Here is a 12,130-nt window from a genome sequence, read left to right as displayed (position 1 = left end):
TTCAGGCGGCGGCTGCGGCGGCTGTGCCAGGACCGGGCGCGGTTTGGCATTCCCAGAATATGCGCGCCGTGCAGTGCCGGCAAATGTCCGGGTCCAGCTTGTTGAAGATGGTGGCGATCGCGGTGAACTTGTCGGGAAACTGGTGTTCGGGCCCGAGCACGCTCGTGAAACCGGTCTTGCGCCACATGCGTATCACTTCGGGCCGCGGCCGGTGGAAGTACAGGTCGCCGCCCATGGCGCGGCGCGCGGCGAGTTCGGCCTCCCAGAGCTCGGCGCCGGCCAGGTCGATGAAGTTCATGCTCTTGCCCATGACCAGCAGGTGTTTTTGCGGCTGGGGCTGGGTGCGCAATGCGTGCAGGATGTCGGCCACATGCTGGGTCGCACCGAAATACACCTCGCCCTCCATGCGCAGCAGTTTGAGCTGCGGGCACTCCGGCAGCGCCTGGCGCGGCCCCTCGTCGGGCCCGTCAGGGCCCGACGTTTTTTTGGTTTCCAGCCCCGCATCGGGCGAGTTGTCTATCACCACAAACTGGCGGTCCAGGCCGCGGCTGTCAAAACCCATGGTGCGCATCGCGGGCTTTGAGGTGCGGTAGAGAAAAGACATCAGCGACAAGATCATGCCCAGCAGGATGGCGATTTCCAGCCGGATGGTGACGGTCGCCGCCATGGTGGCCAGGGCCACACCGAAATCGCTGCGGCTCAAGCTGAACAGCTGGCGCCAGCGCGCGGCGTCGAGCAGCGCGAAAGCCACCAGCACCAGCAGCGCCGCCAGCGCGGCCATGGGGATCTGCGCGAGCAGCGGCGCGCTGAGGGCCACCAGCGCCAGCAACAGCAGGGCGGAGAACACCGAGGCCAGCGGCGTGCGCGCGCCGGCCTCCAGGTTGGGCATGGAGCGGTTCATGGAGCCGCAGGACACATAACTCGAGAAAAACCCGCCCACGATGTTGGACAGGCCCTGGCCGCGGAACTCGCGGTTGGCGTCTATGCGCTGGCCGGAGCGCAGCGCCACCGTCTTGGCAATCGAGATCGCCTGGCCCAGCGCGACGATGGTCAGTGCAAAAGCCAGGCCGACCAGGTCGGCGGCCTGTGCCCAGCTGATGCGCGGCAATTCAAAGCGCGGCCAGGGCACGGGAATCTGGCCCACGGTGCGCAGCGCGGCCGAGGGCTGGGCGCCGGGGTACAGCCAGCCGCTCCAGACCCAGGCCAGCGCGGTGGCCACCACCAGGCCGATCAGCATATAAGGCCAGTTGCGGCGCAGGCGGCGCAGCAGCAGAGCCACAGCCAGCGTGATGGCCGCGACGCCCAGCGCCAGCGGCTGGGCGGAAGTGAGGTTCGTGAGCGCATGCCCCAGCACGGCAGCCGCGCTGTGCTCCGGCGCGGCCGCCAGGCCCAGCAAGTCGGGCAGGGCGTGCACGGCGATCAGCAGCGCGGCGCCCGAGGTAAAACCGAAAAGCACGGCCGGCGAGATGAAGTTGGCCAGCACGCCCAGGCGCAGCGCGCCTATCAGCCACTGCATGACGCCCACCATCACGGTGACAGCCAGCGCGAGCTGGATATACAGCGGGCTGAAGGCCATGGCCAGCGGCGAGAGCATGGCGAACAGGGCCAGCGAGTTGGCGTTGGTCGGGCCCGACATGACATGCCGGCTGGAGCCGAACAGCGCGGCGATGATGCAGGGAATGACGGCGGTGTACAGGCCGTAGGCCGGCGGCAGGCCGGCCAGCGTCGCGAAGGCAATGCCTTGCGGCAGTACCAGCACCGCGCCCAGCAGGCCGGCCATCGCGTCGGCCCGCAGGGTGGCGGGCGACACTTCGCGCACCCAGTCGCCGAACAGGCGTTCCAGGAGCGGAATTGATGACCGGGGTGCTGGGGCGGCTGAGGGTTCCATCACAAGGCTTGAGCATACCGCGCCCGGCATGCCGGCCGCCCCGGGCGATCAGGCCAGGCCGGACAGGCGCAGCAGCAACCCGGCCAGGGCCGAAGCCGCGATCACCTGGATCAAATCTGCTCCAGACGACGTTGCACAGCCAAAACCAGTGGCTGAATCGCGGAGTCCGGGAACGGCGCTACGCTGCTGACGTTAATCTCGCAGAGCACATAGCGCTCCGATGCGTCGACCGGGCGTTCGCCGAACATGAAGTCGCAGTCCCATAAAAAGGGAAGCTGCTCGCGCGCGAGGCCGACACGCGCACATAACCATTCGATCCACCCGGTCTCGAGCCGTTCCTTCAGCGCCTGGAATTGCTGCAGGTTCGCCGCGTGGTACAGCCTCGGGCCTGGTTGCGGGGCGGGCTCACCCGGCGCGGCGGGGTAAAGCGCGTTCACCAACTGGTGCCCAAACCCCTGGACACGATCCTCCACGAGATAGGCCCGAACCATGCCTTCGGCCAACCGCGATTGCCATGCCTGGTCGATCATGTGTCCGCCATTCTCCGGTTCGAAGTACGGGGCCAGCCTTGCCAGGAGTGCGGGAAGCTCCATCAGCTCCTCGGCGCTGCCACGCTGGGCGTGGCACACCCGCAAGCGCTGAGTACCGGCCGCAGGGTCCAGCAATTCCACGCGCCAGACGCCGATGCCGCTGTGGCCGCGATGTTGCTTGAGCACCCTGGCGCCCCCGCGAAGCCGTTGCGGCAACTCCTCTTCAAGTTGACGGAGGCTTTCGATGCGGCGGACGTCGCTGCCGAACGGAAGATCCCGCGTGTGCAACAGCACGTCCTTGGTTCCCAGCTTGAGGATGGTCTCGGGATGCGCGCTGACAATCACTCCGGAGTCGGCAACCCGCCGCAGCATCGCGTCCAGGATGTCCCGCCTATGGCCGCCTTCGATGGGGTTGCACCAGACAAGCACCAGGGCGCAGGCGCGCAGCTGCGTCTCCACCTCTTCGGCAAAAGCGTCGTTGTAAACGGCCGGGACGGCCGACATCCCGGCACTTGCAAACGCTTCGAACAAGGCGGCAAAGCGGCTTTCAGCCGGATCGGCGCGATCCCGCATGGGGCGATCGCCGGGATAAAGCAGTGCGACGCAGGGTCCGGGCATGATCAGCTCCTGGATGGCTCACGCGTGCAACAGGCGCCGCGCATTCGCGTTGGCAATCAGCTCTCGGTCGGCCGCACCGAGGCCGCACTGATTGAACAGGCCGGCGAGTCGGGCCGGCAGATCCGTTTCGGTCACGACCGGCCAATCTGTGCCGGTGACGACGTGGTCCGCGCCGACGAGGTCGATGGCCGCACGCAGCATGACCGGGTGCATGCCCGTCGTGTCGATGTAGACGTTGCGCCGCGGTGACGCGTGTTTTCCGATCCGCGCTCCATCTGCCAGGCACTCGCCGACCATCAAGCCTCCAAGCGCGAGCGCAGTCACGACCACATCCAGGTTGGGCATCTCTTCGAACATCCCGGCGTGCACCATGGCAAGCAACGCGGCGCCATTGATCGCGCTGCGCGAAAGCCGCTCGCCGAACTTCCCCGTGCACCTGAATTTCCGGCGCAGAACCGCATCCGGCACCGGGTGCAAGAACACGGGAACGCCCAGCTCCGATGCGGCAAGAAAGGTCGGCCTGGCCTCCGGTGCATCGGGCAACAGATCGCCCTTCGCACTCTCGATAAATACACCCTTCAGGCCCAACTCCTTGACCGCTCGCGTCAATTCGCGGGCGGACTCTTCGCCGCGGTAGGCATCCACGGTGGCGAGTCCATGCAACATGCCGCCATGGCGGTGCGTGACCTCTGCGATCGAGTCGTTGATTCGGCGGACGGTGTCGAAGTTAGCCTCCTCACCCGGAGCCAGGACGAACTCGAGGGACGTATTGATGACGCGGCTCGTGACGCCCGCTGTCTGCAGCGATGCAAGCAAAGCCTCCTCTTGCGTCAGCCGCCTGGTTACGCCGTCCCAGAACTCCTTCTGTGCCGGTGCGTTGCCCCTGGACGCATCGATGGGAATCCCCGTGCCGGCGAAGTGGCAGTGAAAATCGATCACGTCCACAAATCACTCCTCAGGCTTTCTTCGGCGCGAGCGGCCGGCCGGCGGCTTTCCAGCCGTCGATGCCGCCGCTCAGGAACCTGGCATCGACGCCAGCCGCGCGCAGGCGCATGGCTGTGGATCGCCCGACCTCGTGCCCATACACGCAATAGACCATCACAGGCTTGTCCTTGGGCAACTGCGCGGACCAGGCGTTTACTTCGGCCGGGTCTCGCCATTCCGCGCCAGGGATGAGGGTGTCCGCCTGGTCGAAGACGCCGGCCCGGCGGACGTCCAGAACGTGAGCGCCGGCGAGGTCGTCCGCAGTGGCGGAAAACGGTTCGCTTGAGGTCTCCACGGCGGCCTGGTAGCGCTCGTACACTCGCGTCCAGTTGATGTTCTCCATAAAGGCGTCCACATACTGCCCGGCGGCCGCGCCGAAATCCAGGTGGTAGGCGTGCTCGTACATGTCGAGTGCCAGGATGGGGATGCCGCCAGCCACCGCGTGCGTGTGGTCGGCGGCCCACTGGTTCACCAGGGTTCCTTCGCGCGGCTGGAATACCAGCAGCACCCAGCCGGAGCCACCGGCCAAAGCCTTGCCCATGGCGGTGAACTCCTCACGCCATCGTTCAACGCTGCCGAAATTCGATTGCAGCGCGAGCACCGCTGCAGGTGCCAACGGCTCACCGGTGGCACCGAGGCAGTCGAAGTACAGCTCGTGCAGCAGCATCGAGTTCGTGGCGATAAGCTCCTCGCGCTTGAGTCCATTCAGCTCGAAGCCGGTGGCCGTCGTGAAAGGCATCTCCCGCAGCCGGCCGCGGATGGCATTGAGCCGCTTGACCGCACCGCTGTAGTTATTCTGGTGGTGGCTGCGCAGCAACTTTTCCGAAAGGCCGTTCATGCCGGCAGGGTCGAAGGAGAGGTCGTGAATTCGAGCGTTCATGGTGCACCTTTAAATAACGTTGCTAAGCCGCAGCGCCAGGCCGACGATGCCGGAGACCAGCACGACGGGAATGACGCCAACCTTGAAGCGGAACAGCGCCACGGCGGCCGCTACTCCGATGACGGCTGAAGCCCACTCGAGACGGCCGGAGAGGCCTTGCGGCCAGAGCACGTGGTAGGCAAAGAACACGGCGAGATTCAAGATCACGCCCACCACGGCGGCTGTGATGCCGGTCAGCGGGGCCGTGAACTTCAGGTTGCCGTGCGTGGACTCAATGAAAGGCCCTCCGAGCAGGATGAAGAAGAACGACGGCAGAAAGGTGAAGAAGGTGACCACCGTCGCCGCGGCAGCACCGGCCAGAAACAGCGACTCGGGGCCGAAAATGGCCTTGGTCCACCCACCGACGAAGCCGACAAACGCGACGACCATGATCAACGGACCGGGCGTGGTCTCGCCGAGCGCCAGGCCGTCAATCATCTGGGGGCCGGTGAGCCATTGGTAGTTGTCCACTGCGCCCTGGTAGACATAGGGCAGCACCGCATAGGCGCCGCCAAACGTCAACAGCGCGGCCTTGGTGAAGAACCATCCCATCTGTGTGAGCACCGCATCCCACCCATACGCGGCGGCAAGTGTCGCAATAGCGGCTGTCCACAGGCCCAGGCAAACTAGCAGCACTTGCCTGACGCGCTTCCAGGTGAAGAGCGCATGGGCGGGCGTGGGCGTGTGGTCATCGATGAGGGCCGGGCCGAACTGCTTGGTGGAAGCGCCGTGGCCGCCGGTCTTGAACTTGTCGGGTGCGTACTTCCCGCCGAAGTAGCCGATGGTGCCCGCCGCGAGCACGATCAACGGGAAGGGTATGTTGAATGCAAAGATGGAGATAAACGCCGCGGCCGCGATGCCCCATAACCAGCCGTTTTTGAGGGCGCGGGAGCCGACCCGGTACGCGGCATGCACGACCAGTGCGGTGACCGCGGGCTTGATGCCGTAGAAGAGGCCCGCGATGGCCGGGACGTGGCCGAAAGCCATGTAGACCCAGGACAGCGCAACCAAGATGAACAGCGACGGCAGGACGAACAGCCCGCCGGCGACAATGCCGCCCCAGGTCCGGTGCATCAACCACCCGATGTAGGTCGCAAGCTGCTGCGCCTCCGGGCCGGGCAGCAGCATGCAGTAGTTCAGGGCGTGCAGGAAGCGATTCTCGGAAATCCAGCGCCGGCGCTCCACGAGCTCCTCGTGCATGATGGCAATCTGCCCGGCTGGCCCGCCGAAGCTGATGAAGCCAAGCTTCAGCCAGAAGGAGAACGCTTGTCCCCGGGTGATGGGTTCGGGGGCCGTTTGGTCCAGGGTATGCGTTGTCATTTTGCGGCCTTCAAAGCAGCGTGCAGGGTGTCAAAAAAGGCGAAAGCCGCTTCAAGCAGCCCGTCGTCGTCTGCGTATTGCGCTTGCAAGCCACGAACGATCATTTCGATACCCGGCGCTTCGTCGAGCGGAATACCGCCGACGTCGATGTAGTGCACGAGCTGCCCGAGCCGCGCCAGGGCGGGCTTCTCTTCGAGACCGAAGCTCTTGGCGACGACTTCAAACGTCACCAGTTCACCCACATGCGTGAAGGTCGCGCCGTCGAAGTCGTAGCCGAGAGCCGATTTGGGGCACTTCTTGGGATCCGACAGCCAGATGAAGCTCGGGGACTTATCGATGAAGCGACTGACCAGCCAGGCGGTGGCCAGACGGTCTACCCACGGGCGCTTTCGGGTGGCCCAGGTACGTCCCTGATAGTCCGCGATGGCGAGCGAGGGGACAACAGCCTTCGTAGGCGAGGGCTCGTCCGGTGAGAGATGAAGTTCAATCTCACGGCGCAGCGTCGTGACCGCGTCAACACACCCGGTGCCGTCCTCGCTCGGGAAGAAGTCGCTCGCCTGGATTTGCTGCAGCTGCTGCTCAAGGTTGCGCAATGTCTTGTGGAGCTCCGCTTCAGTGGCCTTCCCAATGCTCTTGCGCGCGTCCTTCACGGCCTGCAACAGCTCCGCATAGTGCTCGGAGCGGTCGAACAGGGCCCGAAACGCCTGTTCCTGAGCCGCATCGCGCGCCCGCAACTCGAGCAAGTGGGCATCAGCGCCAGCGTCGGCAATTGTCTTGGCGAGGTCCCGGAGAGCACGGGCGGAGGGCGCGATCGCCGGAAGAACATAGACCCCCTCCCGAAGCGTTCCCGCACCTGTCGCCTTGAGCGCGCGCCACACCCGAACCCGCAGACCACTCGGCGTGGTCGGCAGTGTCGCCGTAAGGATTAGCCAGTCATTCATGAAGCAAATATCTCATAAAGTGATGAACGTTACAAGGGGGTTGCCCGAATTTGTGCTGAAAATGCACTGTTGGCAGTTTTTAGGACGCGTTGCAACATGCCCAAGCACTGCTTGGAGGCGCCGGGGTGCGATCCCGGAATTCGGCCGACCCATTCGGAATTGCGGCTTATGGCTGCTTCTGGCCGAAGCCACCGGCCGTTTGGTTACCGAGCCCTCAGTGAACCTAAGAACCCATCGAATTCGCCCAATGGGTGGGCGCGTGGCCAGGGTGCAGAGAGGAAGACTTCATCCAGGCACTCCGGCGCCAGCCCTAGCCGTGCCGGAACTTGAACACCGCCCGGCTGGCGCGGGCATTCGGCCAGAAGCGGACTTCGCGGCCGTCCTGCAAGCCAAAGGCGTCGAGAATCTCCAGCTGGTTCTGCAGCGCCAGCGCTTCAAAGTCCTGGAGCGTGCCGACACGGATGTTGGGCGTGTCGTACCACTGGTAGGGCAGCACCTTGGTCACCGGCATGCGGCCGCGCGCGACAGCCAGGCGATTCGGCCAATGGCCGAAGTTGGGAAACACGACGATGCCGGCGCGGCCCACGCGCGCAGTCTCGCGCAGCATGGTTTCGGCGTTGCGCAGATGTTGCAGCGTGTCTATCTGCAGCACCACATCGAAGGAGCTGTCGCCGAACAGCGCCAGGCCTTCCTCCAGGTTGAGCTGGATCACGTTGACGCCGCGCGCCACGCAGGCCTGCACGTTGGCGTCGTTGATCTCGACGCCGTAGCCCGAACAGCCGCGCTCGCGGATCAGGTAGTCCAGCAATTCGCCGGTGCCGCAGCCCAGGTCGAGCACGCGGGAGCCGGGCGGCACCAGGCGGGCGATGGACAGCAGGTCGGCCGAAGGCGGCACAGTGAGGTCGGCAATCGGGTTCATGCGGCCACCTTGCTCTGGAAATAGGAACGCACGACACCGAGGTAGCGCTCGTCCTCCAGCAAGAAGGCATCGTGGCCGTGCGGCGCGTCGATTTCGGCATAGCTCACGTCGCGCTGGTTGTCGAGCAGGGCCTTGACGATTTCGCGGCTGCGCGCCGGGGAAAAGCGCCAGTCGGTGGTGAAGCTCACCAGCAGGAATTTGGCCTTGACCTGGGCCAGGGCCTGGGTGAGGCTGCCGCCGTAGGCGCGCGCCGGGTCGAAGTAGTCGAGCGCGCGCGTGATCAGCAAATAGGTGTTGGCGTCGAAGTACTCGCTGAACTTGTCGCCCTGGTAGCGCAGATAGCTTTCGATTTCAAACTCGATGTCCTGCGTGGTGTATTTGTAGGGCGCGTCGGCGCTCGCGGTTTCCGCGACCGCCTGGCGCAGCTGGCGGCCGAATTTTTCGTTCATCACGTCGTCGCTCAAATAGGTGATGTGGCCAATCATGCGGGCGATGCGCAGGCCGCGCTTGGGCAACACGCCGTGGCGGTAAAAATGGCCGCCGTGGAAATCCGGGTCGGTCACGATGGCGCGCCGGGCGACTTCGTTGAAGGCGATGTTTTCGGCCGTGAGGTTGGGCGCGCTGGCCACCACCACGGCGTGGCGCACACGCTCGGGGTATTGCAGCGTCCAGGCCAGGGCCTGCATGCCGCCCAGGCTGCCGCCCATCACGGCGGCCAAAGTCTGTATGCCCAGGCGGTCCAGCAGGCGGGCCTGCGCGCTGACCCAGTCCTGCACGGTGACGACGGGGAAATCGGCGCCGTACAGTTCCTGCGTGTCGGGGTTGGGCTGCATCGGGCCGGTGGAGCCGAAGCAGGAGCCCAGGTTGTTGACACCGATCACGAAGAAGCGGTCCGTGTCGACCGGCTTGCCGGGACCAATCATCGTGTCCCACCAGCCTTCGGATTTGTCTATGGGCTGCCCCTGCGCATCGAGGTAGACGCCCGCCACATGGTGGGAAGCGTTGAGCGCGTGGCAAATCAGCACGGCATTGGATTTGTCGGCGTTGAGCTCGCCATAGGTTTCATAGCTCAGGTCGTAGGCGCGTATCGAAGCGCCGCTCTGCAGCGGCAGAGCCTCAACGAAATGCATGCTGAGCGGGGTGGCAATCAGTGTCAAAAAATCACCTGCAGAAAACAAAAAACCCGGCGTCGCTAAAGCGAGTCCGGGTCCTTTGGAGTTCGTCTTTAGCTGTACTTTTTAAGCGCCCGCAAGCTGAGCAAATCGGCGCTGAAAGGAAGTATACCAAGCCGGGGTCACATCAAGAGCGCGGCCAACCCCAGCCCGGCGAAGATCAGCGCCGAGACGATGTGCACCGCGCGCAGCGGCAGCAGGCGCGTGACGCGCTCGCCGAGCCAGACCACGGGCGCATTGGCCAGCATCATGCCCAGCGTGGTGCCCGCGACCACGCTGGCGATGGCGTCATAGCGCGCGGCCAGCATCACGGTGGCGATCTGCGTCTTGTCGCCCATTTCGGCGAGAAAAAACACCAGCACGGTGGTGAAGAACACGCCGAAGCGCGGCGGTTTCCCGTCCTCCTCCGCCTCGATCTTGTCGGGCACCAGCATCCACACCGCCATGGCCAGGAACGATGCGCCCAGGATCCAGCGCAGCGTTTGCGGACCGACCAGCGTGGTCACCCAGGCGCCGGCCGCGCCGGCGAGGGCGTGGTTGGCCAGGGTCGCGACGAGGATGCCGGCGACGATGGGCCAGGGCTTTTTAAAGCGGGCGGCGAGGATGAGGGCGAGGAGTTGCGTCTTGTCGCCCATTTCGGCGAGGGCGACGATGCCCGTGGAGACGAGGAAAGCTTCCATTTAAAAAGACTCCGGCCGGACGAAAACCCATGACTGCACGCCATCCCCGGCCTGAAGCGGAGGCTGTGCAGTCAAAGGTCTCGCGTAGTCCGAAGACCGCTTGCGCCATGCCCTGAGTGGGCAAGTCTGTTGACGCAAGCCCCTTCCAGGATTGAAAGGCTGGCTACTCCCCAATGACAGCCTGCATTGTAGCCGGCGCCCTCCAACCCCCCGCTTGAAGGCAGAAATTGGTGCACGCAAGCGGCATCCGCACGTTTGCGGCGCATTTCTTGCTTGTATTTGGTGCGATTCCTGAAATTCACGGAATTACGCACCAATAAATCACATCTCATCTGAAGAGGGACCTATGGAAGCACTAAAACAGGGCTCGGACGCCTTGTTCATTCTGCTGGGCGGCATCATGGTGCTGGCCATGCATGCCGGTTTTGCCTTTCTGGAACTGGGCACGGTTCGCAAAAAGAACCAGGTCAATGCGCTGGTCAAGATCCTGGTGGACTTCTCGGTGTCCACCGTGGTGTATTTTGTGGTGGGCTATGGCGTGGCCTACGGCACACATTTTTTTGTCGGCGCGGAACAGCTGGCCGCCAAAAACGGCTATGAGCTGGTCAAGTTTTTCTTTCTGCTGACCTTTGCCGCGGCAATCCCGGCGATTATTTCGGGCGGCATTGCCGAGCGCGCGCGCTTTTACCCGCAGCTGATCGCCACGGCCGTCATCGTGGGCTTTGTCTACCCCTTCTTCGAGGGCATTGTCTGGAACCAGCACTTCGGCGTGCAGGCCTGGATCAAGTCCCTGACCGGCGCGGAGTTCCATGACTTCGCGGGCTCCATCGTGGTCCATGCGGTGGGCGGCTGGCTGGCATTGCCCGCGGTGATTCTGCTGGGCGCGCGCAGCAACCGCTATCGCAAAGACGGCGCGGTGTCGGCCCATCCGCCATCGAACATTCCCTTCCTGGCGCTGGGCGCCTGGATTTTGACTGTGGGCTGGTTCGGCTTCAACGTGATGAGCGCGCAGACCATAGACAAGATTTCCGGCCTGGTCGCCGTGAATTCGCTGATGGCCATGGTGGGCGGCACGCTGGCGGCGCTGGCCTTTGGCAAGAACGACCCGGGCTTTGTGCACAACGGCCCGCTGGCCGGCCTGGTGGCGGTGTGCGCGGGCTCGGACCTGATGCATCCGCTGGGCGCCCTGGTGACGGGCGGCGTGGCCGGCGGCGTCTTTGTCGTGATGTTCACGCTGACGCAGAACAAATGGAAGGTCGACGACGTGCTGGGCGTGTGGCCGCTGCATGGCCTGTGCGGCCTCTGGGGCGGCATCGCGGCCGGCATTTTCGGCAGCCAGGCGCTGGGCGGCCTGGGCGGCGTGAGCCTGGGTGCGCAGCTCATAGGCAGCGCCATGGGCGTGGCCTGGGCGCTGCTGGCGGGCTTTGCCGTTTACGGCGCCCTCAAGGCCGCCATGGGCTTGCGCCTGAGCCAGGAAGAAGAGTTTGAGGGCGCGGACCTTTCCGTGCACCGGATCGGCGCGACACCGGACCGCGAGGTCAACTGGTAGCGGCCGTGGCCGCCTGCCGCTAGACTTCCGGCCATGCCTACTTTTGAAGAGCAGCTGGTGGAGCACCGGCTCTACCTCCTTCGTTTTGCGCGCCTGCAGCTGCGCAACGACGAATGGGCCGAAGACGCGGTGTCGGAAACCCTGCTCGCGGCCCTGTCCAAACCCCAGTCCTTCGGCAATCGCTCGCAGCTCAAGACCTGGCTGGTCGGCATCCTCAAGCACAAGGTCATCGATTTGATCCGCAGCAATGCCCGGCTGGTGGCCGTGCCCGATGCGCAGGCCGACGATGAGGGCGACGAGCTGGACCGCCTGTCTTTCAAGGCCGACGGCCACTTTACGGAGACGCCCAACGATTGGGGCAATCCCGACCAGACCTTGCAGCAAACGCAGTTCTTCCAGGTGCTGGACGCCTGCATGGAGCGCCTGCCGCCGGCGCTGGGGCGGCTGTTCTTGATGCGCGAATGGCTGGAACTTTCTTCACAGGAAGTCTGTAAGGAACTCTCGCTGACGCCGACCAACCTGTATGTCCAGTTGCACCGGGCCCGCCTGCGCCTGCAGGAGTGCCTGAATATCCACTGGTTCGGCAAACCCAGCACCTGATCGCCCGGCG

Annotated in this window: 11 protein-coding genes and 1 riboswitch; of the genes, 2 read left to right on the top strand and 9 right to left on the bottom strand. The window is 64.6% G+C overall.

The window, feature by feature from the left end; all coding sequences use genetic code 11:
- Position 1: 1 nt before the first annotated feature.
- The 9 genes from ACEN9P_RS11355 to ACEN9P_RS11315 all read right to left on the bottom strand — a co-directional run bounded on the left by ACEN9P_RS11355 (position 2) and on the right by ACEN9P_RS11315 (position 9,971).
- Positions 2–1,888, bottom strand: a complete 1,887-nt coding sequence (locus ACEN9P_RS11355; protein ID WP_495622002.1) for a SulP family inorganic anion transporter — start codon at positions 1,886–1,888, stop codon at positions 2–4.
- A 110-nt stretch (positions 1,889–1,998) separates the two neighbouring features.
- The gene (locus ACEN9P_RS11350; protein ID WP_495622001.1) at positions 1,999–3,036 is read right to left on the bottom strand and encodes a Cj0069 family protein; all 1,038 of its coding nucleotides are present in this window, start codon (positions 3,034–3,036) and stop codon (positions 1,999–2,001) included.
- An 18-nt stretch (positions 3,037–3,054) separates the two neighbouring features.
- Positions 3,055–3,981, bottom strand: a complete 927-nt coding sequence (locus ACEN9P_RS11345; protein ID WP_495622000.1) for an amidohydrolase family protein — start codon at positions 3,979–3,981, stop codon at positions 3,055–3,057.
- A 10-nt stretch (positions 3,982–3,991) separates the two neighbouring features.
- The gene (locus ACEN9P_RS11340) at positions 3,992–4,900 is read right to left on the bottom strand and encodes a Fe-Mn family superoxide dismutase (RefSeq protein ID WP_495621999.1); all 909 of its coding nucleotides are present in this window, start codon (positions 4,898–4,900) and stop codon (positions 3,992–3,994) included.
- Positions 4,901–4,909: 9 nt separating this feature from the next.
- Positions 4,910–6,259 carry a chromate efflux transporter gene (chrA, locus tag ACEN9P_RS11335; RefSeq protein ID WP_477714050.1) on the bottom strand — a complete coding sequence of 450 codons (1,350 nt, stop codon included), beginning with the start codon at positions 6,257–6,259 and terminating at the stop codon, positions 4,910–4,912.
- On the bottom strand, positions 6,256–7,200 hold the full coding sequence (locus ACEN9P_RS11330; protein ID WP_495621998.1) for a chromate resistance protein ChrB domain-containing protein: 945 nt from the start codon (positions 7,198–7,200) through the stop codon (positions 6,256–6,258). Before ACEN9P_RS11330 ends, chrA begins: the two co-directional genes overlap by 4 nt.
- Before the next feature lie 310 nt (positions 7,201–7,510).
- A complete protein-coding gene (metW, locus tag ACEN9P_RS11325; RefSeq protein WP_477664261.1) occupies positions 7,511–8,119 on the bottom strand; it encodes a methionine biosynthesis protein MetW in 609 nt (202 codons plus the stop codon).
- A complete protein-coding gene (gene metX, locus ACEN9P_RS11320; RefSeq protein ID WP_477664260.1) occupies positions 8,116–9,276 on the bottom strand; it encodes a homoserine O-succinyltransferase MetX in 1,161 nt (386 codons plus the stop codon). The genes metW and metX overlap by 4 nt, the downstream gene beginning before the upstream one ends.
- 137 nt (positions 9,277–9,413) lie before the next feature.
- Positions 9,414–9,971 carry a TMEM165/GDT1 family protein gene (locus tag ACEN9P_RS11315; protein ID WP_477664259.1) on the bottom strand — a complete coding sequence of 186 codons (558 nt, stop codon included), beginning with the start codon at positions 9,969–9,971 and terminating at the stop codon, positions 9,414–9,416.
- Between the two features lie 5 nt (positions 9,972–9,976).
- Positions 9,977–10,155: riboswitch (yybP-ykoY riboswitch) on the bottom strand.
- 162 nt (positions 10,156–10,317) lie between these two features.
- Between ACEN9P_RS11315 and ACEN9P_RS11310 the strand changes: the two genes are divergently transcribed.
- Positions 10,318–11,520: an ammonium transporter gene (locus tag ACEN9P_RS11310; protein WP_477664258.1), complete on the top strand. Its 1,203-nt coding sequence runs from the start codon at positions 10,318–10,320 to the stop codon at positions 11,518–11,520.
- A 33-nt stretch (positions 11,521–11,553) separates the two neighbouring features.
- On the top strand, positions 11,554–12,120 hold the full coding sequence (locus ACEN9P_RS11305) for a sigma-70 family RNA polymerase sigma factor (protein WP_477664257.1): 567 nt from the start codon (positions 11,554–11,556) through the stop codon (positions 12,118–12,120).
- The last annotated feature ends 10 nt before the right edge of the window (positions 12,121–12,130 follow it).

The sequence above is a fragment of the Polaromonas sp. Polasp52 genome (genome assembly GCF_059491565.1).
The sequence above is the reverse complement of the archived record's forward strand: the minus strand, read 5'-3'. Positions and strand labels throughout refer to the sequence as shown.